The organism is Gemmata palustris, from assembly GCF_017939745.1.
GTDB classification, from domain to species: Bacteria; Planctomycetota; Planctomycetia; order Gemmatales; family Gemmataceae; genus Gemmata; species Gemmata palustris.
The window spans coordinates 6518898-6544753 of sequence record NZ_JAGKQQ010000001.1 but is presented as its reverse complement, the minus strand read 5'-3'; the positions used below and the strand labels follow the sequence as shown (position 1 = coordinate 6544753).

21 protein-coding genes and 1 other RNA gene are annotated in these 25856 nt (G+C 64.9%); 11 read left to right on the top strand and 11 right to left on the bottom strand.

Annotation, left to right across the window (positions count from 1 at the left end):
- Nucleotides 1-74: 74 nt before the first annotated feature.
- Entirely contained in the window at nt 75-1391 is a 1317-nt protein-coding gene (locus J8F10_RS27270) for an acyltransferase family protein (protein WP_210659409.1), read from the bottom strand.
- A 168-nt stretch (nt 1392-1559) separates the two neighbouring features.
- On the opposite strand from J8F10_RS27270, the gene J8F10_RS27265 reads away from it, so the two are divergent.
- From J8F10_RS27265 to J8F10_RS27255, 3 genes are all read left to right on the top strand, one after another.
- A complete protein-coding gene (locus tag J8F10_RS27265; protein ID WP_210659408.1) occupies nt 1560-3206 on the top strand; it encodes a TIGR02996 domain-containing protein in 1647 nt (548 codons plus the stop codon).
- 106 nt (nt 3207-3312) lie between these two features.
- Nucleotides 3313-4965 (top strand): TIGR02996 domain-containing protein, encoded by a 1653-nt coding sequence (locus J8F10_RS27260; protein WP_210659406.1) that lies wholly within the window; start codon nt 3313-3315, stop codon nt 4963-4965.
- A gap of 16 nt (nt 4966-4981) precedes the next feature.
- Nucleotides 4982-6553, top strand: coding sequence for a cyanophycinase (locus J8F10_RS27255; protein ID WP_210659404.1), 1572 nt, complete (start codon nt 4982-4984; stop codon nt 6551-6553).
- An 81-nt stretch (nt 6554-6634) separates the two neighbouring features.
- On the opposite strand, the gene J8F10_RS27250 is transcribed toward J8F10_RS27255, so the two are convergent.
- The 3 genes from J8F10_RS27250 to J8F10_RS27240 form a co-directional block, all read right to left on the bottom strand.
- Nucleotides 6635-7855, bottom strand: coding sequence for a peptidylprolyl isomerase (locus J8F10_RS27250; RefSeq protein WP_210659401.1), 1221 nt, complete (start codon nt 7853-7855; stop codon nt 6635-6637).
- A gap of 208 nt (nt 7856-8063) precedes the next feature.
- Complete coding sequence (locus tag J8F10_RS27245) at nt 8064-10055, bottom strand: alpha/beta hydrolase family protein (protein ID WP_210659399.1); 1992 nt, start codon at nt 10053-10055, stop codon at nt 8064-8066.
- Between the two features lie 44 nt (nt 10056-10099).
- Nucleotides 10100-10477 carry a hypothetical protein gene (locus tag J8F10_RS27240; RefSeq protein WP_210659397.1) on the bottom strand — a complete coding sequence of 126 codons (378 nt, stop codon included), beginning with the start codon at nt 10475-10477 and terminating at the stop codon, nt 10100-10102.
- A 212-nt stretch (nt 10478-10689) separates the two neighbouring features.
- Here J8F10_RS27240 and J8F10_RS27235 point away from each other — a divergent pair, with 212 nt between their 5' ends.
- From J8F10_RS27235 to J8F10_RS27220, 4 genes are all read left to right on the top strand, one after another.
- Nucleotides 10690-13332: an AMP-binding protein gene (locus J8F10_RS27235; protein WP_210659395.1), complete on the top strand. Its 2643-nt coding sequence runs from the start codon at nt 10690-10692 to the stop codon at nt 13330-13332.
- 97 nt (nt 13333-13429) lie between these two features.
- Nucleotides 13430-14194, top strand: coding sequence for an OmpH family outer membrane protein (locus J8F10_RS27230; RefSeq protein WP_210659393.1), 765 nt, complete (start codon nt 13430-13432; stop codon nt 14192-14194).
- A gap of 302 nt (nt 14195-14496) precedes the next feature.
- Nucleotides 14497-16860, top strand: a complete 2364-nt coding sequence (locus tag J8F10_RS27225; RefSeq protein ID WP_210659391.1) for a DUF4139 domain-containing protein — start codon at nt 14497-14499, stop codon at nt 16858-16860.
- Between the two features lie 148 nt (nt 16861-17008).
- A complete protein-coding gene (locus J8F10_RS27220; protein ID WP_210659389.1) occupies nt 17009-17650 on the top strand; it encodes an OmpH family outer membrane protein in 642 nt (213 codons plus the stop codon).
- 95 nt (nt 17651-17745) lie between these two features.
- On the opposite strand, the gene J8F10_RS27215 is transcribed toward J8F10_RS27220, so the two are convergent.
- The 4 genes from J8F10_RS27215 to gnd all read right to left on the bottom strand — a co-directional run bounded on the left by J8F10_RS27215 (nt 17746) and on the right by gnd (nt 20507).
- Nucleotides 17746-18102 (bottom strand): YidH family protein, encoded by a 357-nt coding sequence (locus J8F10_RS27215; protein ID WP_210659387.1) that lies wholly within the window; start codon nt 18100-18102, stop codon nt 17746-17748.
- Between the two features lie 84 nt (nt 18103-18186).
- Nucleotides 18187-18378, bottom strand: coding sequence for a hypothetical protein (locus tag J8F10_RS27210; protein WP_210659385.1), 192 nt, complete (start codon nt 18376-18378; stop codon nt 18187-18189).
- Nucleotides 18379-18395: 17 nt separating this feature from the next.
- Entirely contained in the window at nt 18396-19031 is a 636-nt protein-coding gene (locus J8F10_RS27205) for a DUF7002 family protein (RefSeq protein ID WP_210659383.1), read from the bottom strand.
- Nucleotides 19032-19034: 3 nt separating this feature from the next.
- The gene (gene gnd / locus J8F10_RS27200) at nt 19035-20507 is read right to left on the bottom strand and encodes a decarboxylating NADP(+)-dependent phosphogluconate dehydrogenase (protein WP_210659381.1); all 1473 of its coding nucleotides are present in this window, start codon (nt 20505-20507) and stop codon (nt 19035-19037) included.
- 433 nt (nt 20508-20940) lie between these two features.
- Here gnd and rnpB point away from each other — a divergent pair.
- Nucleotides 20941-21530: RNase P RNA component class A (rnpB, locus tag J8F10_RS27195), an RNA gene on the top strand.
- A gap of 213 nt (nt 21531-21743) precedes the next feature.
- On the top strand, nt 21744-22043 hold the full coding sequence (locus J8F10_RS27190; RefSeq protein WP_210659379.1) for an ATP-dependent Clp protease adaptor ClpS: 300 nt from the start codon (nt 21744-21746) through the stop codon (nt 22041-22043).
- 80 nt (nt 22044-22123) lie between these two features.
- Here J8F10_RS27190 and J8F10_RS27185 read toward each other — a convergent pair whose 3' ends face one another.
- Nucleotides 22124-22651 carry a type 1 glutamine amidotransferase domain-containing protein gene (locus tag J8F10_RS27185; protein WP_210659377.1) on the bottom strand — a complete coding sequence of 176 codons (528 nt, stop codon included), beginning with the start codon at nt 22649-22651 and terminating at the stop codon, nt 22124-22126.
- A gap of 225 nt (nt 22652-22876) precedes the next feature.
- On the opposite strand from J8F10_RS27185, the gene J8F10_RS27180 reads away from it, so the two are divergent.
- Nucleotides 22877-23230: a hypothetical protein gene (locus J8F10_RS27180; protein WP_210659374.1), complete on the top strand. Its 354-nt coding sequence runs from the start codon at nt 22877-22879 to the stop codon at nt 23228-23230.
- Nucleotides 23231-23363: 133 nt separating this feature from the next.
- Nucleotides 23364-24044 carry a hypothetical protein gene (locus tag J8F10_RS27175; RefSeq protein WP_210659372.1) on the top strand — a complete coding sequence of 227 codons (681 nt, stop codon included), beginning with the start codon at nt 23364-23366 and terminating at the stop codon, nt 24042-24044.
- 42 nt (nt 24045-24086) lie between these two features.
- Here J8F10_RS27175 and pyrF read toward each other — a convergent pair whose 3' ends face one another.
- Both pyrF and J8F10_RS27165 read right to left on the bottom strand, forming a co-directional pair.
- Nucleotides 24087-24983, bottom strand: coding sequence for an orotidine-5'-phosphate decarboxylase (gene pyrF, locus J8F10_RS27170; RefSeq protein ID WP_210659370.1), 897 nt, complete (start codon nt 24981-24983; stop codon nt 24087-24089).
- 65 nt (nt 24984-25048) lie between these two features.
- Nucleotides 25049-25843: an alpha/beta fold hydrolase gene (locus J8F10_RS27165; RefSeq protein WP_210659369.1), complete on the bottom strand. Its 795-nt coding sequence runs from the start codon at nt 25841-25843 to the stop codon at nt 25049-25051.
- Nucleotides 25844-25856: the final 13 nt, after the last annotated feature.

The window sequence follows — 25856 nt, the reverse complement described above, 5'->3', positions numbered from 1 at the left end:
TTCATGGTTGATACATGATAGCCGGCCAAATCACATCCAACTCAGCACAAACGCAGCTCCAACAACCCAACGTTTCACACGCCGTCAGCCGTAACGGACAACACGTAGCGCCGGTCCATACGCTGTGGCGTGGGGCGGCTTATCGTTTCCCTGCACATGGGCACCTCCGGTACGCGCACGCGGGTCGCAATGACGACCGGTTCCCCGCGCACTTCGGCGTTCCGCTCCGGGCGCTTCCCGTTCAGCACGAGGCCGATCCACGTGTGCCGCACGCACAGCTCGTAACTCGTGAGGAGCACCGCAAACGTGAGCACGTTCACGAGCAGGAACTCTGTAATCATTGGTATCGTGGTCGGGGCGAACAGCACCTGAAACGCTGCCTGCACCGGGAAGCCCGCGAGGTAGCACCAGTACGAGGCCCCCGAGAGGTACTTCCACCGCGGGCCGGCGCTGGAGAAGTGCTTCTGAAACAAGCCAATCAACCCGCCGATCATCAGCCAGGTGTACAACCCGCCCAGGAAGATTGCGGCCGCCTTCCACACGGCCAACCACGCGGGCGGAGCGCCCCGTACCGCGTCTTCCACCCAGTTCCCGGACACGGTCAGTTTCAGCATCGCGGGGAGCACCACGAGGTTCGCGACCGCGAGGCGCAGCGCCCACCGGCGGCCGACCCCCGCGAGCGCGTCCCGCTGTCGGTACAACGTCGCGCCCACGAGGAAGAACCCGAGGTAGTACGCGAGCACTGCAACTTCGGGCGCCCACCCCTTCGGCGTATCGATCCACCACGTGGTCATGTCCCACAAGAGCGGCACGGTGAGCGCTGCGGCGCAGGGAATTTTCCACCGCGAGTGGAGCACCCGCTGCGTGAGTGCGTCGAAGGCGCGCACGCTCCGAACCGGAATGCGCGCGCTCAGTGCGGAGAGCACGAGGAGCGGCACGCAACACATCAGGAGGTAGTAGAGGAACCACAGGTGAAAGTTTGGCCCGATCCACCCGCCGACATCGGCCGCGTCCCATTTGGCGCCGCGAGCGCCCGCGTGGTGCGCGAAAACGAGGTGCAGCGCCGGGCACAGAACCAGTACCGCGAGTGCGAGCGGGAGCGCGACCCGCGCGAGCCGGTTGCGGACCAGTTCGCGCGACCCGCGCCGCGCAGCAAGTGCGCTCGCGCCGAACCCGGCGAGCACAAAGAACAGTTGCATGCGAAAGTCGTGGACCGCGAAGTAGCACACGTCGGCGGCGAGGTGGCGCGTCTGATCGCGCACCGGGAACCCGACCAGCCCGGAGGCGGTATAGGGCAGCACGCCGTGCGTGACTAACCCGAGGAACATCGCGACCACGCGCAGGTTATCGAGAGCGGCGTTGCGGGTCGAAGGTGGGATTTGTGCGGCCATTATCCGTGCCGTTTCCGGGCGAATTCCTTTCTACCGGAGGTGAGCAATAGGCGCGGGCAACGCAGAATGGTACGCACGGAGTGGGTCCGGTGCAACCCCGATTCAAAGGTGCGAAAATCCGCCGAAGGTGTACGCGGCGGGCGCACTTCGGCTATGATTTTTTCCACCATGAACGACGAAGCCGCCCTACTCGCCGCGATCATCGCGCACGCGGACGAAGACACCCCGCGCCTCGCCTACGCGGACTGGCTCGACGAGCACCGGCCGGACGCGGGACCGTCGCCCGCGAGCGGCCCGTCGGCCCGGGCCGATTACATCCGCGTGCAGTGCCGGCTCGCGCAGCGCCCCTACGACGACCCGGAGTACCCGGCGCTCCTGGAGCGCGAGGGGGAGCTCGCGCACTGGCTCGAATCTCACACAGGCGCGGCCGGTGCGCCCGAACTCCCCACCGACCTGGAATGGTTCGGCAATTTCACCTCCGGGGACGACGGCTCGTGCCGGCGCGGGTTCCCGGAAGAGGTCGCGTACACCGATTACGATGAAGAGCCGGAGGAGAACGTCGAGCGCATGGTCGCCGCGCTGCCCGTCGCGTTCGCCACCACTACCGTGCGCGCGCTGCGGCTCGAGGACGTGTACGGCGCGGAGATCGCGGGCCTCGTGAGCGACCCGGTCGCGGCCGGGCTGCGCGGGCTGGCGCTGAACTACGTTGACGACGGCGACGAGACGACCGCGGTCCGCGCGATCGCCAAATCGAAGCACCTGACCGGGCTGCGCCGACTGGATCTCGAGTTCTCGATCACCGACCCCGACCTGAAGCGCCTGGCCAAAGCGCCCCTGGACGCCCTCGAAGAACTGGCGCTCGACCAGTTCACGCCCGCGGGGGCAAAGGCGCTCGGCGCGGCCCGCTGGTTCCGCGCCCTCCGCGCGCTCCGGCTCGAAATGGACCACCGGGACGCGCTCAAGGCCGTCGGCGAACTGCCCGCGATGCCGAACCTCGGCGCGCTCACGTTCCAGGGTTCCACCACACCCACGACGACCGCGGCCCGCAAGTTCATCACGTCCGGTTCGTTCCCGCGCCTCGGGTATTTGGAGTTCTCGCACGCGCAACTGACGCCCGACTTGATCGCCATGCTGTGCCGCGGATCGTGGGCACTGCGCCACCTCAAGTTGCACAACGTCGAGGTCCGCAAGGCCGGCGCGGAAGCGTTGGCGAACGCGACCTTCGCCGGTTCGCTCCGCGTGCTGGATCTCTCCGACTGCCAGATCACGTCCGGGGGCGTACAGGCCCTGGCCGGGTCCGCGAAGCTCGCGGGGCTCCGGCACCTCGACCTGTCCGATAACCCGATCGGCCCCGGCGGGTTGGCCGCCCTCGCGCGCAGCCCGCACCTGCGCGGGCTGCGCAAACTGAGTGTTCGCGGGTGCAACAGTACGAAGGCGCCCATCGATTCCGCCGCACTGATAAACTTCCTCACCGCGCTGCAGGCGCCGGACCTGCGCCACCTGAACCTGAGCGACCTCCCGGTCGGCGTCCGCGGCGCGAATGTGATCGCGGCCGGCGGCCCGTTCGCGAACCTGACCCGACTCGAGCTGGCGGACTGTGCCCTGCGCGAGAAGGGGGCGAAGGTACTCGTCGGCTCAACCGCGCTCGGTAACCTGACGGTCCTCGACCTGAGCAACAACAACGCGGGCCGCGGGGCGATCAAGCTCGCGAACCCCAAAACGTTCCCGCGCCTCGGCCACTGCGACCTCAACCGCAACCGACTGCCCAAGGGCTGGCTCGCCCGACTCCGGGCGCGCCCCGGGGTGAGCGTTTAGCGCCGCGGATTTCGTGCCCGAAAGAACGCGCGCCCGCGCGCTTTATGCGCCCGACCCAATACGAAATACGAATCGCCAAATTACGGAACACCAAGTACCGCGCCGCATGACCGATCCCGATGCCGATGCCCTGTTCCGCGCGATCGTTCGCCACCCGGACGACGACACCGCGCGCCTCGTGTTCGCCGACTGGCTGCAGGAAAACGGGCGCACGGAGGAGGGCGAGTTCGTGCGGACGCAGTGCCGGCTCGCGGCGGCGGAACCGGACGACCCAGAATACCCGGCGCTCGTCGACCGCGACGAAGAGCTGCGCCTGTGGTTGAGCGCGCACGCGCCCGGCCCGCGCCCCACGTTTCCCGGCGGCCTATCGGTGGACGGCGGGAAGTTGTGGTGGTGGCAGTCGCACCGCGGGTTCCCGCGGTTCCTGGAATTCGACGGGTACGAGCGCTACGGGGCCAAGGCCATGCGCGGGCTGTCATCGGCCCTGGCACGCGCGTTCGAGGCGCTCCCGACGCGCTGGCTCGTCGTGCGCTTCATCTCGCTCGCGCAACTGGCCGCGCTGCTCAAGCAACCGGTGTTGAGCGGACTAACACAGTTCACGCTCGTGTCCGGCTACGGCGGCGACGAAGCGAACGAGGTGGCCCGGCTCGTCGCGAACTGTCGCCACTTGCGGAACCTGCGCGGGCTGGCCCTCGCCGTCGAATTCGGCGACGCCGGAGCCGAGGCGCTGGCGGGCGCGCACTGGGGCAACCTGGAATGGTTCTCGCCCGCGTGCCACGAAATGACCCCGGCCGGGTTGCGCGCCCTCGCGGACGCGGACTGGTTTCGCCGGTTACGCGAACTCACGCTCGATGACGGGCTGCCCGGCGCAACGTTCGAGGCGCTCGTTCGGTCACCCGCGTTCCCGCGCCTGCACACGCTCGACGTGTCGCGCAACGGGGCGCTCACCGCGACCGGTTGGGAACTGTTCGCGCGCACGCGGACGTTCCCGGCCCTCGCGCGCCTGCGGTGCGGGGAAGGGGACATGAGCGGCGACCGGTTCCCGCTGCTCGCGGGCGCGGCCGGGTTCGACCTGCACGCTCTGGACGTGCGCACCTGCGGCCTCGGTCCGGGTAGCGGCGCGGCCCTCGGATCGGCGCCGTGGGCCGGCTCGCTGCGCGCCTTGAACCTCGCGCTCAACGCCCTCGAACCGGCCGACGCGAAGGCCCTCGCCGCGTGCAAGCGGTTCGGCAACCTGCAACACCTCGACCTCTCCGGCAACGCGCTCGGCCCGACGTGCCTTTCGGCCCTCGCGAGCAACCCCGCACTGCACGGGCTGCGTTCACTGCGCCTCGACGGGCGGCCGTTCGACAACCGCGGGCTGGCGCCGACGCACTTCAACCGGTTCCTCACGAAGCTCAACATGCCGGACCTGCGCCACCTCGACCTGTCGGGGCGCCCGGTCGGTGCGACCGCTGCAAAGAAGCTCGCGGACCCCAAGTTCTCCGGGCTGCGCCGGCTCGCGCTGAAGGGCTGTAAGCTCTCCGATACTGCCGTGGCCAAGCTCGTCGCAGCGCCCGCGCTGTGCAACCTGATCCAACTGGAACTCAACGACAACGCGCTGAAGACCGGACCGAAGGAACTGGGCGACCCGGCCGTGATGCCGAACCTCGCCTCGTGCTCGCTCACCGGCAACCCGATCAGCGCACCGGTAGCACGCAAGCTCCGGCTGCGCCCCGTTGTGTCCGGCCTGCCGAAAACCGCCAAGCGCCGATCCTGACCCCGGAGAGCCTTTAATGCCACTTCACTCGCTCCGTGTCGCCGGCGCGCTCGTCGCGCTGCTCACCTTTAGCGCACTGGGGTCGCGCGCCGCGGACCCGCTCCCGGCGCCGATCGACCCGCGCGGCCTCCCGGGGCCGCTCGTGCTCGGAGGTGGAGGCAAGTTGCCCCCCGACGCGCGCAAAGCGTTCTTCGACCTCGCCGGGAAGGATAAAGCGAAGATCGTGGTCCTCACGACCCCGGACGCGCAGGAGAGGGCCAACGATCTCGTCAAAGCGTGGGAGGAACTGAAGCCCACATCGGTAGTGATTCTGCACACACGCAACCCAAAGAAGGCCGACGACGCGGACTTCGTCAAGCCGCTCGCAGATGCGACCGGCGTGTGGTTGCACAACACCGACGCCCGAAATTTAATTACGGCGTACCGCGGAACGCTCGTCGAAAAGGAGCTGAAGAAGCTGCACGCTCGCGGCGGGGTCATCGGCGGCACGGGCGGCGGTGAAAGTGCGATGGGTGCCCTGCTCGTCGGAGTAGGAGAAGAGCCGGTCGCGGGTCTCGGCCTGCTGCCGGGCTTCATCATCGACGAGAAGTTAACCAAAGTGATCGCGGCGCGCCCCACTCACATCGGTTTGGAAATTCCCGACGAGGCCGCCGTGGTGATTCGCGGGCGCGTGGCGCGCGTGATCGGGGACTTCCCGATTACCGTTCACATCGCGAAGGGCGCGGGCAAACCGGCCGCGAACGAAGAGTACAAGCCCGGGTCACTACTCGATCTGGTCCAGCTCCAGCGGGCCGCGTTCAACCGCGCCGCGAAGGATTCGTTCCCGCCCGCGAAGCCGGCCGCCCCGGTGGTGGCGAAGGGTTCGCTCGTGATCGTCGGTGGGGGAGGTGCGGCCGCAGAGATTTGGAAGCGCTTCATCGAACTCGCGGGCGGACCGGATTCCACAATCGTGGTCGTGACGTCGGCAATGGAAGACCCGCTCGCACCGGAATCAAGCGAAGAAAAGGCGCTCAAGCGGTACGGGGCGAAGAACGTGGTCGCCCTTCACACCCGCGACCGAAAAGAAGCCGATGGCCTGAAGTTTTCCGACGTGCTGCTGAAGGCGAAGGGGGTGTGGTTCAGTGGCGGGCGGCAATGGCGGTTCGTCGATTCTTACGAAGGTACGCTCACCGAGAAGCGATTCCGCGACGTGCTGGTTCGCGGTGGCGTGATCGGCGGAAGTTCGGCCGGCGCGAGCATCCAGAGCGAGTTCATGCCGCGCGGTCACCCGCTCGGCAACACCGTGATGGCCGCCGAGGGCTACGAACGCGGTTTCGGCTACCTGCCGGGGTGCGCGGTCGATCAGCACTTCTTCGCCCGCAAGCGCACCGCCGACATGACGGAGCTGATGAAAGAGTACCCGCAGTACCTCGGCATCGGGCTCGACGAAGGCACCGCGATCGTCGTCACCGCCAGCACCGCGGAAGTCATCGGAAAAACGAAAGTGGCGTTCTACGACACGAAGAAAAAGCCCGACGGCGATAAGGATTACGAAGAAGTGTTCGCGGGTGAGAAGTACGATCTGAAGGAACGGAAAAAGATCAAATAAACACCCAAAAGCACGTGGTTCGGGGAACAGAAACGAATCCTCTTCGCTCCTGCTCTCCGAACCACAGTTACTTCTTCTAACTTACGGCTTCATCGGAATCGGCGCAACCGGAGCGCCCGATACCGGCGGGGCGGACGGCACTCCGCTGGGGACCGGGGGCACATCAGCTTTGGGCAGCGACACGGCCCCGGCCGGGACCACCGGGGTCGGAACCTTCGGTACCCCGCCGGCCTGGTTGACGATGTTCTCGACGCCCTCGCGGAACTCCGCCGGAGTCGGCGCGCCCTTCAGGTACACGACCGGCTTCGCCAGAGCTTTCAGTTCGTTGAAGCACTTCGGGATTTCCAGTTCCACGCGCTTCGCGAACAACTCCTTCCGAATCACGTCTTTCATCTTGTCATCGAGCTTCACCGTTTTGTCAGGATCGATGATCGCCACGAGCTTGACGCACATGATGCCGGACGGTGTGTCGAACAGTTGGCTGATCTCACCAAGTTTGAGGCTGAACAGCGTCTTCTCGATGCTCGTGTCGGTGGCCTCGGAGTACCGGCCGATGGGAGCCACCTTTCCGGCGGCGCCGGCCAGGGTCGGTTCGGCTTGCTTCGTTGCGATGCTGTCGAACTCCGCGTCGCCCTTGCGGGCCTCAGCCCATTGCTTCTGGGCCGTGCGCAGGTCGTCCTTGCTCCAACAGATCACCTTCGCCTGGCGGCGCTCGCCGAAGCGGTTCTCGAACGCCCGGCTCAAGTCTTCTTCCGCGACCTTCACGCGGTCCTGGCACATCTTGGTCAGGAGCAGGCGCGGCTTGATGACGTCCTCGACCCACTCGTACAGCGTCTTGCCGTAGCGCGGCAAAATGTGTTTGACGAAGTCGGCCCGGGTGATGCCCAGGCCGCGCATCTCTTCTTCCAGTGCGGCCTGCACCTCGATCGCGGTGACGCTGAGCCCGCGGCGCCCGGCTTCGGTCTCGATGATCTTTTTGTTCACGAGCAGTTCGAGCTTCTCGTGCCCGCCGCGGGCGATGAGGAACTCGCCCAGTTCTTCGCGAGTGACCGGCACGTCGCCGTAGATGTACGCGGCGATCCGCCGTTCCGGGTCGGGCTGCACGGCGCCCTTCGTCGGCTGTTGCAGCGGGCGAATTCCCGGCAACGCGGCGGGCGCGTTCGGCCGCACGGCTCCCGCGCCCGGCTGCTGGGCTACGGCCCGGTCGCTGGTGATCCCGAAGACGTATCCCGCGGCGGCGACGCCGGCGAAGGCCAGTCCGCGCACCAACTGGCGACGACCCTCGCTCGCTAAGAGCTTCATTCCGGTTCCCTCCGCATGTTTGCGTGATTGCGACGCGGCTTATAACACCGCGCCCCGGGGCCGCAAGGGAACTTGAGCGAAAATTAAAGAAACCTACCCCTGGCCCTGTCAACAAGCTGCCCGCGGGCCGGAGGAAAGGGAAGGGAGGAAGCAAAGGTTCTTTCTCCCCTTCCCTTTAGGGAGGGGGTCGGTGGGTAGGTTCTGCCGCCTACTCTCGCTTGAACTTGTCTTTGACATCGGCGGCCGCGAAGATCGCTGCCGTGCGGTCGAACGCCTTGTCCTTCGCCCTCTCATTTACCAGGGTGAGTTTCACCTCGGGCGCGAGCAGTCCGAGCGCCTCTGGGATGTCGAGCACCCGCATCACGTTCAGGAAGTATGGTCCGTCGCGGTGCGAGATGGGCGGGTCAACGAGAATGAGTTCGCTCACCTTACCGGGTACAAAGAGCGCTGCGTACACCGCGATGACACCGGCTGGCCCGCGCCCCGCGAGCCGAACCTTGCCGTCTTTTTCCTCACACTGCGCAAGATAACCGGCCACGTCGCGGACGCGCCCGCTGTCGGCCGTCTGGCCGAGCAGTGCGAACGATCGCTCGGAGGTGTTCGGCGGGTTCTTCGTGCTCCACGCGGTCACTCCGACCCCACGCGGCGACAGCGCCAGGACGTTTTTCCCGAACCGCTCCACCCACTTCTTCATTTCCACTTCTACATCACCCGCGTTCAGCACCGCGAGCACCGGGGGCGGGCCGGGCACGGGAGGGAACCCGCCGCGCTCGACTTGCGCCTCGTTCGTCTCGAACTCGATGCCGGCCTCGGCCGTGAACCCTGAACGCGACAGCATGGGGCGCGTCAACTTCGCCGCGGGTATTTTCTCCGGCAGCGTGCGAAACACCTTCGCGCGGAGCTGCTTCATCAAGTCCGCCTTCCAATCTTTGAAATTCTTTTCCGTAGGTAACGCTACCTTCGCGGCGGGCACGAACGTCTCATCCGCTGTGGCGTTGATCGCGTCCTTCGGAATGTCCTTGTCTTCCGCGAACGCGCGCAACTCCTTTCCTTCGATCTTCCGGAAGTCGGCATCCTTTACGGGTGTCTTGTCGCCCTTCAGGTGCTTATGGAAGAACTCGAAGATCGCGACGCGCAAATCGGGTCGGTAGTCGTGCCCGCCCTTCGAGACGTGTTCGTCCACGTTGTCCTTCGCGCCGAACAGCGCGTAGCACTTCCGCAGGCGCTCGATGATGCGCTTGTTGCCGGTCATCGGGAAAATCTTGTCGTCGTCACTGTTCGCGAACAGTAGCGGTTTGGGTGCGAAGAGCGCGAGCGCGGTGGTCCATTCCCACTGGTAGAGGTTGTGGAAGAACATACAGTCGCAGTGCCCGTTAATGACCTGATCGGTGACATAGCACTCCAGATCACTGACGCCAGAAACCGGTACCGCGACCTTGACGCGATCGTCCGCCGCAGCGACCCAATTCGTCGTCGCTCCACCCCCACTGATACCGGTCACGCCGATCTTTTCCGCATCAACAAAGGGCAGCGAGCAAAGGTAATCGATGCCACGAATGCCGTTCCAGCACTCGACGCCGGCCGGTGTGTAGCCCCGGGAGTGCCACCAGAAGCGGTTCAGGTTGTACGTGCCGTGGTGCTTGCCCGCGATCTCGCCGAGTTGGAGCGTATCAACGACGAGGCACACATACCCATTTGAGGCGAACCACATTCCGTGATCCTGGAACGCGGTCTTGTTGCCGTCGCGCCCCCGCCCACTGTGCCCGCACACGTAAAGGATTGCGGGGAACTTCGTGCCACCCCCGTCCTTGCGGTCGGGGTTCGCGGACTTCGGGCGGTACAGGTTCGCGGTGACGTACAGCCCCGGCTTGCTCTGGTAGTGCAATTTCTCGATCGCAACGTCGCCGCGCTCGAGCGTCCCGGTAACGGTCGCCTTGAGCGGCGTCTTCTCGGGCAGCGGATCAAGCCCCAGCATGTCGAGAAACTCGCGCTTCAGGCGCGGGCGAATTTTCTCCCATTCTGACTTGGTGGTCGCCCCGTCCATGAACTTCGCCGAGATGCGTTTCGTCTCGGTCGTGAGGTATTTGCGAATCATCTCGTCCGCGCCGGGAGGTGGATCGGCACTCCGGGCGAGCGCGGGATGGAATTCTCCGGCCAGAGCGCTGAGAGCGGACACGCGGAAGAGGTCGCGACGGTTCATGGTTGAGATGTGGGTAAGAGAGTGGGGAGGGGCAGGCTCTTTCGCTATTTTCCCTTCACGCGCTTCAGGACCATCACTTTATCCTCGGCCTCGTCGTTGATGACGAACGACGTCTTGTTGAGCAGGCAGATGCGGCCCTTGTCGTTCTTCTTGCCGTCGGAGCCGGTGAGGGTGATGACGTCCTTCTCCACGGTGTACCCCCCGCCGTCCACGGCCACCTCCTTACCATCCGCTTTCACGATCAGCTTCATCTTGCCGTCCTTCGTGAACTCCAACTTCGTGCCGACGGGCACGTCCTTCGCGTCGCTGTACGCGATCTCCCAGACCCCGATGGTGAGTTCCTTGTTGTCGTCGCCGGCGCGCGCGGCACCCGTCGGGCCGAGCAAGCCGAACGCCGCCAATGTCATTGCGATAACCCGCATGGTGCCCGTCCTCATGAAATGAACCGACGACCGCTCACGTTCCCACCCACGGAGCGGAGTGTCAATAGCCTATCTGCATTGCGAAGTTCGAGTTCGGCCGTTCCCGGTTCCGAGTTCCGGGCCGAAGCGAGGCGCGTTTCTCAGCGCCCGGCCGTCACCGTGGAACTCAGAACCCGAAACGACCGACCGACCGGACCGCCGGGGAGATGCCGATGTTGTGGGCGATACGGTGGGCGATGTGGGCTGCGATGCGCGCGATGCTCGCGCTGCGTTACAAGGTGAAAGTTGTGGGCACCGAGGCCGTTCTGAAGCGCCCCGGCCCGTACCTCATCATGCCCAACCACCCGGCCTACACGGACCCGCCGAACCTCCTCGTGCGGATGTGGGCGATCTTCAAATCCCGCCCGCTGTTGCTCGAATCGAATTTCAAAAGCCCACTGTTCGCGCCGATCGCGTGGCTGCTCCGCGGCATCAAAATGCCGGACATCGTGAAGGCCAGCGCGGAGGACCGGCAGCGTGCAGAGGCCGCGGTGGGCGAAGTGATCGCGTCGCTGCGTGCGGGCGAGAACGTGATCCTGTGGCCGAGCGGCCGGCTCTCCCGCGACGGCGCCGAGCGCCTGGGCGGGGCGCGCACCGCAGCGGACGTGCTCGCCGCGGTACCGAACGTGACCGTTGTGCTCGCGCGGACGCGCGGGCTCTGGGGCAGCATGTTCAGTTGGGCCGACGGCCCGTTGTCTCTGATGAGTGCATTCGTCCGCGGGCTGGGTTTGTGGGCCGCTAACCTCTTCGTACTCGCGCCGCGTCGTCGCGTGACGGTCACGCTCGAAGCGTTCGGTCCGGACCAGCGCCCCGAGCCGAAGCGCGAACTCATCAACAAGTGGCTCGAAGCGTGGTACAACGCGGACGTGCCGTGCGAGGAGCCGACGTTCGTTCCGCGGCACTTCCTCTTCGGCCCGCGCACGCACGAGTACCCGCCGCCGGTCGCGGCGGCTCCGGAATTCGATCTCTCGAAAGTGAAGCCCGAAACGAAGGCCGCTGTCGCGCAGTTCATCGAAGAGAAAATTAAGCGCCCGCTCGCGCCCGATGAAAATACGGCCGAAGCGACCTTCAACCAGCTCGGGATGGACAGCCTCGACGCGATGGACGTGTCGCTCACGGTGGAACAGCGGTTCGGGTTCGGCAGCGACGCTGTGCCCACCACGGTGGGCGGGCTGTGGGCACTCGCCGAAGGGTTGAACCAGAACGCGCCGCCGAAACCGCCGCCCGCGGGGTGGTTCGATCCGCCCGCGGACTACGCGCCGCTCGCGATTCTCGGTGACACCATTAGCGCCGCGTTCCTAAACCAAGCTGTTGCGCGGCGCAAGCAAGTGATCGCTGCGGACGACCTCGCGGGCGGGGTGACCTACGAGAAATTCATCGTTGGCGCGTGGGCGATGTCGGCCAAGTTCCGCACCATTGATGCGCCCAACGTGGGCCTCATGCTCCCCGCAGCCGTCGCGTGTGATCTCGCGTTTCTGGGGTTGCACCTCGCCGGCAAACTGCCGGTAATGCTGAACTGGACCACCGGTCCCAACAACCTCGCGCACGCCGTGAAGTTGATGGGACTCACCCACGTCGTCACGTCAAAGGCGTTCGTCGATCGCACCCACGTTCAGGTTCCGGGGACGCAGTTCGTCTTTCTGGAAGACGTGCGCGCCGCGCTGGGCAAACTCGGTTTGCTCCGCAGATTGCTTTCGACGCGCTACTTCGGCAACTGGGTGAAGGCTTCGCTTCTCAATCGCATCTCAGACGATCCCGACCGGCCCGCGGTCGTGCTGTTCACGAGCGGCAGCGAGAAGGCTCCCAAAGCCGTGCCGCTCACGCACCGGAACATCATCTCCGACCAGCGCGGCTGCCTCGATGCGCTTCAGGTCGACCGGAAGAACTCGGTGCTCGGGTTCCTGCCGATGTTCCACAGCTTCGGACTGACCATTACCGGCTTGTTACCGCTGTTCGTCGGCGTGCGGGTCGTTCACCACCCGGACCCGACCGACTCGGGCGCACTGGCGCGCAAGGTCGCCGCGTACAAAACGACGCTCGCAGCCGGCACGCCCACGTTCATGAGCTACATCTTCGACCGCGCCAAGCCGGGCGAACTCGATTCGCTCCGGACCATCGTTGTCGGCGCAGAGAAGGCGTCCCCGGCCCTCTTCGAGAAGGCGAAACAAGCCGCCCCGAACGCCGAAGTTCTGGAAGGTTACGGCATCACGGAATGTGCTCCCGTCGTGTCGGTTACGCGCCCCGGCCGACCGCACCGCGGTACCATCGGTCCGCCGATCGCGTGCGTCGAAGTGTGCGTAACCGATCTGGAGACGAAAGCGGTACTCCCGCAGGGGCAAATGGGGATGTTGCACGTCGCGGGGCCGAACGTGTTTGGAGGGTACATCGGACACGACGGCCCGCCGCCGTTCGAGGAGATTAATGGCAAGCGCTGGTACATCACCGGTGACCTCGCAGCGATCGACGAAACCGGCGAGATCGTGTTTCACGGTCGGTTGAAGCGATTCCTGAAAGCGGGCGGCGAGATGATTTCGCTCCCCGCGTTGGAGGAACCGTTCGCGAAGAAGTACCCGTCCACGGACCAGGGACCGCGTGTCGCGGTGGAGGGCGTGGAAACTCCGGACGGGCGCCGAATCGTGCTGTTCACCACGGAGCCGCTTACACTCCGCGACGCGAACTCGCTCCTCCAGAGCGAGGGGCACCGCGGAGTAATGCGCCTCGACGACGTGAAGCAACTGGAGAAGCTCCCGGTACTCGGTACGGGCAAAACGGACTACAAGGTGCTCCGGGCGATGATTACGGAGGAGAAGAAGTAGCGCGGTCGGTCACACAAATTTTAGCTTGTTGCTCCCACCCCCTCGGGTACCATGCGTGGCTGGTCCGGATACCCAATCACGCACGGAAGGGCATCACATGAACCGCGGGTACGCACTGGCGATCGGAACGATCGCGGTGGTAGGGATCGCGTTCGTATCGGGCGCGTCGGTCGCGCGGAACAGCACGAAACCGGCGGACGATAGGATTCCGGCCGAAGGGCGGCCGCCCATTGCGATCGGCCAGAAGACCGCGGTCTTCAACATGGCCGGGGTCATGCGCGACTTCAATTACGCGAAGTATCAGGTGTGGCTGCTGAACAAGAAGAAAGAAGAGATTTACAAGCCGGTCCTGGGCTGGCGCAGCGAACACTCCAAGATCGAGGCCGAGCTGAAGGAGAATCCGGACCAGCCGAAGAAGGGCGAGTTGGAACAGAAGATACGCGACCTGGCCCGCAAGATCGAAGACGTGGAGCGCAAGTTGACCCAGCAGCTCAACGAGGACGCCAGCGCCATCATCAGCGACCTGTACGACATGATTAAAGAGGTCGTGAACCAGACCGCGGAGCAGAACGGGTTCCAGATCGTGTTCGCGTACCCTGATGCCGTTAGCCCGGAAGAACTGAAGAGCGCGTACATCAAGGAACTGAAGCTGAAGCCGCCGGCCGCCCAGCCGTTCTACGTCGCTCCGGGGTTGGACATTTCGGCCCGCATAATTAAGACACTCAACGAAAAGCACCCGCCCATCGATCCGGTAACCAAACAACCGGTGGACGTCTCCGGGCTGCCGGCTCTGACTCCCGGAGCTTCACCCATGCCCAACGTTCGGCCGCAAATCTCGCCTTCATCCAACCCGATCAAATAACACGGCCCGCGAAGTCGGGAGCCGATATCAGTTCCCGATTTCGCACGAACCGAGACCGGTTTTGCGAGTACCCGCCGCCCTTGTGGGCGGGGTTCGCCGGCCGTGGTGAACCGAGAAATATTTCTGCGTTTGTCGCGCAAGTTGCACCTCTCGTCGCGTTCTTTGAAGTCACGTTCCGCGCCCGTGCGCACCAATGGGCGATCGCTCGTACATACTTCCGCCAGCCTGCCAACGCCCATGCCGGTCCGCCGTTACTATCGCGTCGGACTCGTGTTCCTTTCCCACACCCCAGGACTTGCGCGATGCGACCCTCTCACCTCGTACCGATCGTCGGACTGACGTTCGGCCTCATGGTTCTCGCACCACTCGCACGCGGCGGCGGTCAACCCGATACGAAACAGCCGCTCAAACAGCCAACGGACAAAATGGCCACGGGCGCGAACGTCAAGCACCCGCTACCCGTCAACCTCCCCATCACGCGGGTCGTGATGTTTAGCGCGGGCGTCGCGTACTTTCACCGCGAAGGGGACGTGACCGGTGACGGCCGGCTCGATTTGCGGTTCGACGAAGGCGATGTGAATGATCTCCTCAAGAGCCTCGTCCTCACGGATAAGGATGGCGGAAAGGTCCGCGCGGTCACTTACGACAACCGGATGCCGCTCGACTTCACGCTGAAAGGGTTCGCGGTCGACGTGACCGAGAACCCCACGATGGGCCAACTCATGCACCAGGTCCGCGGCGAAAAGGTCGAGGTCGCGGACAAGACCGGTGTGGTCACCGTCGGGCAGATCGTCAGCGTCGAGCGCCCCGCGGTACCCGCGACGGGACCGGACCCGGGCGAGATCCTCAACCTTCTCACCGAAGACGGGCTGCAAACGGTCGAGCTGAAGCAGCTCAAGAAGATCAAGCTCGTCCGCCCCGAACTCCAGGCCGAATTCAAGAAGGCGCTGGAGATGCTCGCGACCGCACGCGGCGACAACAAGAAGGCCGTGTCAGTGGTGTTCAGCGGTAACGGCAAGCGCAAGGTCGCGGTGGGCTACGTCAACGAGGCGCCGTTGTGGAAGCCGAGCTACCGCCTCAGCGTAGACGACAAAGGTGCGACCCGTATCCAGGGGTGGGCAACCATCGAGAACACGACCGACGAGGACTGGACCAACGTGAAAGTGGGGCTGGTCGCGGGGCGCCCGATGTCGTTCCAGATGGACCTGTACGACCCGCTCTTCGTCCCGCGCCCGATGGTCGAACCGGACCTGTTCGCGTCCCTGCGCCCGCCGATGTATCAGGGAGGGTTGAACCCGACCGCGAACATGGGCATGGCGATGGGCAACGCTTCCGGTAACCCCCTGAGCTTCGGCGGTGGCTTCGGGGGCGCTGGTCAGCAACTCGGCGGGTTTGGGGGGAATCAACTCGGGAACCAAGGCAACTTGGGCGCCGGCGGTGGTATCACGGGTATCCAGGGCGGTCAGATCGGGAACCTCGGCGGTCAATTCGGACTCCAGGGCGGTTTCGCGGGCAATTACGGTATGTATCCACCGCGTGTCCCGCGCCCGAACATTCGCACCCTCTACGGCGATCGACTCACCTACACGGAGTACGTCAACCGCCTGCGCGGAAACGCGGCACCCGTCGAATCCGACCGCCCGACGGTGGCCACCGTGAAAGACCCGCTCGACAAACAAGCCGGAGCGCTCGCCGTGGCCGACGGCGCGCTCGGCGACATGTTCGAGTACACCATTGACGAACCGATCACGCTCGCGAAGCAGAAGTCCGCACTCGTGCCGCTCGTGAACGAGGCGGTCGAGGGCTCGCGCGTGAGCATCTTCAACGCGAACACGCTCGCCAAGCACCCGCTGCTCGGGCTGAAGCTCGTCAACAAAACCAAGCTTCACCTCGCCCAAGGGCCGGTCACGGTTTTCGACGGCGGCACGTTCGCGGGCGACGCGCGGTTGCCGGACATCAAGCCGGGCGAAACCCGGCTCGTGAGCTACGCCATCGACCTCGGTACCGAAGTCGTTGCAGAGCCGAGCGAAACCAAGCGCACGCTGCTCTCCGTGACGGTCGCCGATGGCAAACTGGTCATGCGCGCCGGACTGAAGCGGGTCACAACGTATCTGATTCGCAACCGGAACCCGCAGGACCGGACGGTGATCGTCGAGCACCCCAAGAACTCGGCCTGGGAGCTCGTCACCCCGACCAAGGCCGATGACCAAACGCGGAGCTTCTACCGGTTCGATTCGGTCGTGAAAACCGGCGCGCTGGTCACGCTCGAAGTCACGGAAGAATCTCCGGCCGTGGACGTCCACGGGCTGACGGAAACGACCCGCGACGCCCTGCTCCGCTATGCGTCACTGAAGGAGGCGAAACCGGCCGTTCGCGAGGTGTTCAAGAAGCTGATCGAACTCCGCGAGAAGGTGGACGAAGCCCAGAAGGGCATCACTGAGGAGCAAGAGTCGCTGAAAGAGATCGCGGACGATCAGGAGCGCATCCGCAAGAACATCGAGCGGACGCCGAAGGAATCGGAAGCCTTCAAGCGCTACCTGAAGAAATTCGACGATCAAGAAACGGAGATCGAGAAGCGCCGGGCGCGCGTCAAGGAACTGAAGGCCGAACTCACGAAGCACGAGAAAGCCCTCAGAGACTTCGCCAGCGCCGCGAAAGCGGAGTAACGTGCTCGCGAATGCGCCACGAGCGCGTCGGCCCTTGGGAAACAATCCCAGGGGCCGACGCGCTCGTGGCACTTGGCCTTGCCGCGCGCTTCCGATCGCGATTAACCTGCCGTTCCAAGGTGCGTGCCAACTCACGGGGGGTCGTTCTATGGTACGCTGGAGCGTGTTGGCGGGGTGTGCGACGGTCGTCGCGGGCGCCGCATTCGTAACGGGAGCGACCGTTCCCACGGGGCCGCCGGCCGGGGCGAAGCCCGAACACACGAAGCCCGTCGTCGTGATCGGTCAGAAGAACGGCTACTTCAACATGGCCAAGGTGTTGCGCGAGTACAAAAAAGCCAAGGCCCGCGCCGAGCAGCTCCACACGCAGCGCGCAAAACTGTCCGAAGAGCTGAACGAGATGCGGTCGGCGTACCTGCGACTCCAAAGCGAGGCGCAGAAGTCGGCGGACGCGAAAGAGAAGCAGCAACTCGCTCAGAACGCGCTGGTCCTCTCCCGGCGAATCGAGGACACCACCCGCGAGATCGACAAGAAAATGGCGGAACGCGCGGCCACGGTCTGCGCGGAACTGCACGACGAACTGCGCGGGATCGTCGCGGACGTGGCGCGCGAAAACGGCCTCGTCGCGGTCCACGCCTACCCCGACGCGGTCACACAGGAAGAAATGGACAACCCGCTCATCAAAGAATTGAGGCTCAAACCGCCCGCGCTTCAACCGTTCTACCTCGACCCGTCGATCGAGTTCTCGGACGAAATCCTTCGGCGCCTCAACGAGAAATTCGTCGCCGAGTAACGCGAGACGTTTCTACGGGATCACGAGATCGAACGGAATGGAAACGACCGACGGCGCGCTGCACCCGTCGTGTTCACCCCTCCCCGAAACGCATTTCACTCCGCGAGCACCACGGCGAGCGCGGCACCCGCGAGTGCCACACCGAAACCGAGCCAGACGGCCAGATCGGTCCGGTATCGTGGAGGGAGTTCGTTCGGCGCGAGTGTGCGGCAGAAGCGCCGGTGCTGCCACGACGCGACCGCCGTCAGCACGCCCCCCAGCGCCGCCAACACCACCCCAACGGCCGCCGACCACGAATGCGCCGGGTGATGCACGTCGGGCCGGATCAGCTTTACGAACAGCCCGAACCGCGCCACCACGAACCCCAACCCGATCAGCCCCAACGCGGTTCGCACCCACGCGAGCAAAGTTCGCTCGGCCGCAAAGAACACACGCGGATCGTTACCCGACATTTCGCGATTTCCCTTGTGGTGCTGCCGAACCGGATGCGGGCGTGCGCAGGTAGTCCGCCAGGGGTTGCGCTCGCGTGGCTCGCTTCACCCCTGGCTACACGCTTCCGCCCCTATCGGGGCTAACCAACACGTACTCTTTGCTCTGGTCTGATCCGTGTCATCCGCGTCATCCGCGGCTCTTCCCGCTTTCTGCTCGACGAGCGCGGCGAGTCGCAATCCGCGATCGAACGCGGTCGCGACGTGCCGGCGGTACAGGGCGATCAGTTGTTCGTCCATCAGGGCACTCGTGGGGATCACTCGAATAGTGGCGCCCAGCGCTCCTCGCCGCCACCGCGAACCTGCGTGTCATCGGGCAGAGCGACATGACCGAGGAACGTCACTTCTGCGACGCGCGACACGGGCAGATCGAATGCACTCGCCGACAAGAACGTGTACGGGCCGCGCGGGTTCGGGCGCCGGCGCGGACTGGGCGCACCCGAGTTGTACCGACAAAACTCCGGCTCCGCACCCGGATTCGCGACGAGTAATTGTTGCGTGCTAATACGGAGAACGATGGCCCCGTGCCGCTCGTAAGAGGCGGTGTGATTCTGACCGTACTTGTTGGGTCCGTGTTCAGCGCCGGGCCAGAAGAACACCCGGCCGTTCAGATGTGCCACTAACTGCGGTAAATCCCAACCCGCTTCAAAGTCGATCCACTCCGCGCGGAGCGGGCGCTGGTCGTTCACCAGCACCACGCGGTCCCCGACCCGAATCGGAACAGCGTCCGCGCCGCGGGGCTCGCGGATTCGGTGGGGTTCACCGGCTTCCGCGAACAGGCCCGCAGCGCAGATCAACCGCCGGCGCGCCCGGATCGACTCCAGGTTCGCCGGACGGGTGATGTGAAATAGTACGGGCCTCAGCGCGGCGAACCGCGCCAGGGTGAACGGCATCGGTCACACGTTGTAGGTGGTGCTGGCGGTGTCGCCGCCGCGCCCGGTCCAGTTGGTGTGGAAGAACTGCCCGCGGGGTTTGTCGAGCCGCTCGTAGGTGTGCGCGCCGAAGTAGTCGCGCTGGGCTTGGAGCAGGTTCGCCGGGAGCCGGGCGGTGCGGTACCCGTCGTAGTACGACAGCGCGCTGGAGATCGCCGGAACCGGGATGCCGCTCGCCGCGGCCGCGCCGACCACGCGCCGCCAGCCGCTCTGGGCCTTGCCCAGTTCGCCCGCGAAGAACGGGTCCACGAGTAGGTTCACGAGCTTCGGGTTCTGGTCGAACGCTTCCTTGATCTTCCCGAGGAACGCGCTGCGGATGATGCAGCCCCCGCGCCACATGAGCGCGATGCCGCCGTTGTTCAGCTCCCACCCGTTGGCCTTCGCCTGGGCCGCCATCAGCGCGTACCCCTGGGCGTAGCTCACGATCTTCGCGGCGTAGAGCGCCATCTCCACGTCCGCGATGAACTGGTCGCGGTCGCTCACCTTCTGCACCTCCGGCCCGGCCAGCACCTTGCTCGCGGCCACGCGCTCGTCCTTCTGCGCCGAGATGCACCGGCTGAACACGGCTTCGGCGATCAGCGTGAGGGCCACGCCGTTATCGGTGGCCGCGTCGATGGTCCACTTGCCGGTACCCTTCTGCCCGGCCGTGTCCAGGATGAGGTCCACGAGCGGCTTCTTCGTTTCCGGGTCCGTGTACGCGAGGATCTCGGTCGTGATCTCGATGAGGTAGCTGTCGAGCACGCCCTTGTTCCACTTGCCGAACACGCCGCTCAGTTCGGCCGGGGTCAGCCCGCACATGTCCTTGAGCAGGTTGTACGACTCGCAGATGAGCTGCATGTCGCCGTACTCGATCCCGTTGTGAACCATCTTCACGAAGTGCCCGGCCCCCTCCGGCCCGACCCAGTCGCAGCACGGGGCCTCGGTCCCGTTCGCGTCCTTCACCTTCGCCGCGATGGACTGGAAGATCGGCTTGATCGCCGGCCACGCGGCCGCGTTGCCGCCCGGCATGATGCTCGGCCCCTTGAGCGCGCCCTCTTCGCCCCCGCTGACGCCGGAGCCGACGTAGAGGATGCCCTTCGGCTCGAGTTCCTTCGCGCGCCGGGTGGTGTCCGGGAAGTGCGTGTTCCCGCCGTCGATGAGGATGTCGCCGGACTCGAGGAACGGGGCGATCATCGCGATCGTGTCGTCCACGGCTTTCCCGGCCTTCACGAGCATCACGACCTTGCGCGGGCGCTTGATGCTTGCGACGAACTCCTGGGGCGACATGGCCCCGACGAACTTCTTCCCCTTCCCGCGCCCGGTGACGAACTTCTCCACCTTGTCGGTGCTGCGGTTGTACACCGCAACGGTGTACCCGCGGGACTCCATGTTGAGGACGAGGTTCTCGCCCATCACGGCGAGTCCAACGAGTCCGATGTCGGCGGTCGGTGCGGCCATTGTGGTGCCCTTCTGCGTGGGTGATTAAGGAGCTTCGGGAGCGGACATTGTACCAACTGGCGGCGGGGGCAACGGGCGTCGCTCCGCGTCACCGCCGGGACCGGTTCGCGCGTGTTTTGGCTGAATTCCCGGTCGCGCAATTACTCTCCGCTTGATCTATGGAGTCGCCGCGGTCCCGGTACGAGTCAATCGGCCGGAACGGGCGCACGCGCCTCAGCGCCGGGTAAACAACAAGCCGCCCGATCGCGGGCGGCTTCGCGCTCGAGTAACGCGGAATCACTTCGTCCGGCGCGGCCTTCCAGTTCTTCGTGGTGCAAGAATGGAGAGCGTATCACGAGCATTGGGCGAGTGCCAGAATAATACACTCGGCACAACGGACACTCGGCGCCCCTTCTTTTATTGGGCGCCATGAGCTACGATGCAATTGGGTCCGTCGGTCGGCCGGACGGTCGCCGGAACAGGATTCAGGGGTCGGGACTCGGTACATCGGGACTGTGCGTTTCACCGTCCCGGGTGCCGGCTCCCAACCTCTGAGTCCCGTTCGGGAGGAAAGTCCGGGCTTCACAGGGCGCGGTGGTGGATAACGTCCACCCTCGGTAACGGCGCGGGCGTCCCGGCTCGCGCCGCCAACGGGCGGGAAAGTGCAACAGAAAGTGTACCGCCTGGGCAGGATTCAGGGGTCAGGATTCAGGACTCGGGGCAGAAGCCGCAGTGAGGGTGTTCCAATCCCGCTTGTGTTTTTCTTCCCGGAATGCTGAATCCTGCCCCCTGAGTCCTGTTCCAGGTAAGGGTGAAAAGGTGCGGGGCGCGAGCCCTTAATGTAAGAGCGCACCAGCGGCGAGGTGACTCGTCGGCTCGGCAAACCCCACCGGAAGCAAGGTCAAGCAGAGGACAGGGTCGGCCCGACCCGTTATGATCCTCGGGTAGACTGCTCGATCCCGTCGGTAACGGCGGGGCTAGATAAATGACCGTCACCGTCCGCAAGGGCGGGGACAAAACCCGGCTTACAGGCCGGCCGGCAGACCCAACCGGGATTGTTTGAAAGGTACAACCGTCACGTTCGCCCCGTACTTTCGCGCCACCTTCACGTCCGCCCACTTCCCGGTTTGACCCCGATGGGACCGGTGCAGTACGGTGGAGGTAGTTCGGGACCACAGGCTGCCTGGGTGCCTCCTCTTTCCGCCCAGGCCGCGTCGCCCGGTGCCGCAAGGCCAGCCGGTGCAACACGAGGCCGCCATGTCCATCCGCCCCCCATCCCGGCGGAACGACCGCCTGAGCTTCCTCGCTCTCGGCGGCTATTTCCCCCCCCGCCGGTTCAAAGTTGTCCTGCACCGGACCGAGAATAAAGACCTGATGTTCGTCACGCGCGCCGTGATGGACATTACGCGGTTCGGCACCGCAGAAGCCGAGTACCGGATGTGGGAAGCGCACCACCACGGGCGCTCCCTGGTACTCGTGACGCACTTGGAGCGCGCGGAACTGTTCGTCGAGCAGTTCGCGGACCGCGGTCTCCCCGCGAGCATCGAGCCGGCATAGGAAGCGATACACAGAGGGCCGAACCTCTCCCGTCGCGGAGGCCCGGCCCCCGATTCAATCTTCGTGTTTCTCGCGAAGCCTTACCCTTCGACTTTCATCCGCTGCGGGGCGCTCAGCAGTTTCATCATCGCACGTGCGAAGGCCGGCAGGTCGTCCGCGCCGCGGCACGTGAGCAAGTTGCCGTCGGCAATGACGGCTTCGTCGCGGTAGACCGCGCCGGCGGCCCGCACGTCGTCGCGGATGCCGGGGGAGCAGGTCACGCGCCGGCCGTCGAGCGTGCCCGCGCTGATGAGCAGTTGCGCGCCGTGGCCGATCGCGGCCACCAGTTTGCCGTCCTCGATGAACGTCCGGGTCACGTCCACGGCCTCTTCGCGCTGCCGCAACCGTTCGATCGCCGGGCCGTCGGGGATCAGGAGCAGGTCGTACTCGGCCGGGTTCGCTTCGTGGATCGCGACGTCCGGCTCCACCGCGTACCCGCGAACCCCCGTGACCGCGTGCATCATCGGGCACGCGAGCCGCACGTCCGCCCCCTCCTCGCGGAGCCGGTACCACGGCAGGAACAGTGTCAAGTCTTCAAAGCCGTCGGCTACCAGGATGAGCGTTTTCATGATTCGCGCGTGTGAGTTGGGTAAGCGGGGTGTTTTGGATCTTAGTTCGCAATCCGCATTCGCGAAAGATCGACTGGATCACGGAGCGCGAACCAGGAAAACACTTGCGCGAAAACAGAATTCCGTTGACAGCACGAAAGTGGACGTTATTGCTCCTCTCCGTTCGCTTGGGGAAATTAGCGGTGGGGAGAGCCGACCGCCGCGCGAAACTGAGGGGGGTTCGCGATGAAATGGGCTGTTTGCGGCTTGGTGACGGCGGCGCTCGTTGTGGGCGCCCCCGCGACCGCCGGGGACATTGATTTCCGCCCGGTCGACACGAAGAAACTCGTGGTCCAACCGAGCAAAACTGCGGCGAACCTGGCCGCGGGCACGATCAACCTGGTCGGCCAAACGACCGCGAGTTCGCTGGAAGGCAACGGCTACATCAAGACGCTGAACAACCTGTTCGGCATCAAAAGGTCGGACCCGAAGTTCCAGTCCGGGCCGAGCTCGCTGCCGTCGCCGAACATGTACAAATCGACGCAGTACAAGAACTACAACACCCCGGTCATGCCGACAATGCAGACGATCCGGCGCTAACGCACTGGACTCAAAAAATGAAAACGGCCCGTACTCTGGTACGGGCCGTTTTCATTTTTTGGGAACCTTCCGTTCCCATCGGCGTTTAATGATTGTGCGACGATCCCGCTTCGTCGCACATCAGGAGACGCACATGAGACGGGTCGCACTTCGGGCGGGATTCGTATTCGTGCTCGGTTTGGGTGCGACGGCGTTCCCCATCTCGGCTGAAGACACCAAGCCGACCAAAGACCCGCCCACAACCGCACCAGACTGGACCGGGTACGTTTTCGTGGCCGATGTGGTCGGCGAAGTCGTAAAGGCCGACGACAAGAGCGTAACGCTGCGAATCACTTGGCTCGAACCGCAGCAAAAGAACGGTAACAAGAACAACAACCGCCCCAAACTCTCACAAAACAACCGTAACTTCCGTAACCCACTCCAAGGCAACACGAACCGGCAGAACCAGGTTCAACTCAAGGAACAGCACCACGACTACGAGCTGGAATACCTTCCGCAATCGCTCGTGCGCAGCAAGACGATCCCACCAAAACTGGACGACAAGGGAAAGAAGGTTCCCCACACCCAGAAGGAATTCGACGAACTGCGTGCCCCGTCCGGCGTAACCGGGTACGCGGCAAACAAGTTGGATCTGGTTCCGGGAACGATCCTCGAAGTGTACCTGATCCGCGACAAGTCCGTTTCGGCCGCCAAAGCCACCGAAGACGACCTCCGAATCAAGTACGCGGTCATCCTCGGCAAAGCCCCGAACCCGCCGAAAGACGCCGCGAACACCGGTGGCGCCAAACCGGACGACAAAAAGAAAAAGAACTGAGCACGAACGAACCGAGCCGGGCTGTTGCCCGGCTCGGTTCGGTTACGGCTTCAACTCGGACTGCGCTTTCTGCGCTGCGGCGACGATCTTCGCTTCCCAGTCCGGGTCGTCGGGGTGGAACGGAAACGTGACCCCGCGCGAGCTGTTCACGATCGCGCCCAGCCCGTCCGGGCGGTAAGCGGCTTTCACGTCGGCTGCTGTTCCACCTTGCGCGCCGTAACCGGGAACGAGGAACCACACGTCCGGCATCACCCCGCGAAGTTCGACCAATTCCTTTGGGTGCGTGGCACCCACAACCGCGCCCACATCACCCAGGCCACATGAACCGATGGTGGTGGCGTTCCACTTCGCCACTTCTTCGGCCACGTGCCGGTACACCGGTTTCCCGTCGCACACCAAGTCCTGAAACAGTCCCGCGCCGGGGTTGCTCGTGCGAACCAGCACGAACGTGCCGCGCCCATTTGCCTTGGCCGCAGTGAGGAACGGCTCCACCGCGTCGCGCCCGAGGTAGGGGTTAATCGTCAGCGAGTCCGCGTTCCACACCGGGAACGTCTCGCCATCAATGATGCAGCCACCGAACGCGGCGTCGGCGTAAGCGGTCGCGGTGGACGCGATGTCACCGCGCTTGGCGTCGAGGATGGTGACGAAGCCCTGGAGCTTGGCCTCTTGGAGAAGCTGCTGGAGCATCTCCATTCCGTTCGGGCCGATGAGTTCAAAGAACGCCGCTTGCGGCTTCACGACGCCGGCGAACGGGCGGACCAGTTCCAACACCTTGCGCCCGAACTCAAAGAAGCCGACGGCAGCACGCTCGTTGACTTGCTCGTTCTGCACGCTCTCGCGGATCGCCTTCGGGAGCGATTCCCAGCGCGGGTCGATGCCGACACAGAGCGGCCCTTTTTGGCGAACGGCTTCGGCGAGGCGGTCGGAGAACGAAGGCATGGAGTGACCCGGCGAACGGCCGGCGCGAACCGGCTGGTGAAGGGACAAGTGAACTGTGAAGCGGCTCACACCGGCCGTTCGCCCAGGAACGCGCGCACGGCGGCGTTGAACACGTCGGGGTTTTCGAGGTTCGACAGGTGGCCCGCGTTCGGAACGTGAACGAGCTTGCTCCCGCGGATCTGTGCGGCGAGGTTCGCGGAGGCGAGCGGCGGGGTAACGGCATCGTACTCGCCGACGAGAACGAGCGTCGGCACCGCGATGGCCTTCAATCCGGGGTTCGCGTCGGGCCGGTCGCGGAGCGCGGCGAGCGCGGACGCAACACTCGCCGCCGGTTGCTGTGCGGCAATCGACTTCACGCGCTCGACCACTTCGGGCTTCGCGTCCCGCGTCGAATCGCTCAACACCTTCGGCACCATCGACTCGAACAGGGCCGCGCTCCCCTTCTCGTTCACGAGCGCGATGGACTTCGTGCGGTTCGCCTTCGCGTTCGTGTCGTCCACGCCGGCCCGTGTGTCGGCGAGAATCAGCCCGCTGAGCTGGTCCGCGTGGTTGCGGGCGAACGCGAGCGCGACGTAGCCGCCCATCGACAACCCACCGACGACCGCCTTCAGAATATTGAGGGCGACGAGGAAGTCGCTCACGACCTTCGCAGCACTATTGATGGTGAATTCCGCCGCGGGCGATTCGCCGAAGCCCGGGAAGTCGAGCGCGAGGACGCGGGCGTCGGAGGCGAGGCCCGCGGATTGCGGCCCCCACATGGTCCGATCGAGCGGGAAGGCGTGCAGCAGTACGAGCGGCGGACCGCTCCCCGCGTCGTCGTAACCGATCGTTTGGCCGCTCGGCAACGTGCAAACAGGCATTGAACTCGCTCCG

Bases quoted from the DNA above. Each gene is read 5' to 3' on its own strand.
- J8F10_RS27270 (WP_210659409.1), bottom strand. From the start codon at position 1,391: ATGGCCGCACAAATCCCACCTTCGACCCGCAACGCCGCTCTCGATAAC.
- J8F10_RS27265 (WP_210659408.1), top strand. From the start codon at position 1,560: ATGAACGACGAAGCCGCCCTACTCGCCGCGATCATCGCGCACGCGGAC.
- J8F10_RS27260 (WP_210659406.1), top strand. From the start codon at position 3,313: ATGACCGATCCCGATGCCGATGCCCTGTTCCGCGCGATCGTTCGCCAC.
- J8F10_RS27255 (WP_210659404.1), top strand. From the start codon at position 4,982: ATGCCACTTCACTCGCTCCGTGTCGCCGGCGCGCTCGTCGCGCTGCTC.
- J8F10_RS27250 (WP_210659401.1), bottom strand. From the start codon at position 7,855: ATGAAGCTCTTAGCGAGCGAGGGTCGTCGCCAGTTGGTGCGCGGACTG.
- J8F10_RS27245 (WP_210659399.1), bottom strand. From the start codon at position 10,055: ATGAACCGTCGCGACCTCTTCCGCGTGTCCGCTCTCAGCGCTCTGGCC.
- J8F10_RS27240 (WP_210659397.1), bottom strand. From the start codon at position 10,477: ATGCGGGTTATCGCAATGACATTGGCGGCGTTCGGCTTGCTCGGCCCG.
- J8F10_RS27235 (WP_210659395.1), top strand. From the start codon at position 10,690: ATGTTGTGGGCGATACGGTGGGCGATGTGGGCTGCGATGCGCGCGATG.
- J8F10_RS27230 (WP_210659393.1), top strand. From the start codon at position 13,430: ATGAACCGCGGGTACGCACTGGCGATCGGAACGATCGCGGTGGTAGGG.
- J8F10_RS27225 (WP_210659391.1), top strand. From the start codon at position 14,497: ATGCGACCCTCTCACCTCGTACCGATCGTCGGACTGACGTTCGGCCTC.
- J8F10_RS27220 (WP_210659389.1), top strand. From the start codon at position 17,009: ATGGTACGCTGGAGCGTGTTGGCGGGGTGTGCGACGGTCGTCGCGGGC.
- J8F10_RS27215 (WP_210659387.1), bottom strand. From the start codon at position 18,102: ATGTCGGGTAACGATCCGCGTGTGTTCTTTGCGGCCGAGCGAACTTTG.
- J8F10_RS27210 (WP_210659385.1), bottom strand. From the start codon at position 18,378: ATGGACGAACAACTGATCGCCCTGTACCGCCGGCACGTCGCGACCGCG.
- J8F10_RS27205 (WP_210659383.1), bottom strand. From the start codon at position 19,031: ATGCCGTTCACCCTGGCGCGGTTCGCCGCGCTGAGGCCCGTACTATTT.
- gnd (WP_210659381.1), bottom strand. From the start codon at position 20,507: ATGGCCGCACCGACCGCCGACATCGGACTCGTTGGACTCGCCGTGATG.
- J8F10_RS27190 (WP_210659379.1), top strand. From the start codon at position 21,744: ATGTCCATCCGCCCCCCATCCCGGCGGAACGACCGCCTGAGCTTCCTC.
- J8F10_RS27185 (WP_210659377.1), bottom strand. From the start codon at position 22,651: ATGAAAACGCTCATCCTGGTAGCCGACGGCTTTGAAGACTTGACACTG.
- J8F10_RS27180 (WP_210659374.1), top strand. From the start codon at position 22,877: ATGAAATGGGCTGTTTGCGGCTTGGTGACGGCGGCGCTCGTTGTGGGC.
- J8F10_RS27175 (WP_210659372.1), top strand. From the start codon at position 23,364: ATGAGACGGGTCGCACTTCGGGCGGGATTCGTATTCGTGCTCGGTTTG.
- pyrF (WP_210659370.1), bottom strand. From the start codon at position 24,983: ATGCCTTCGTTCTCCGACCGCCTCGCCGAAGCCGTTCGCCAAAAAGGG.
- J8F10_RS27165 (WP_210659369.1), bottom strand. From the start codon at position 25,843: ATGCCTGTTTGCACGTTGCCGAGCGGCCAAACGATCGGTTACGACGAC.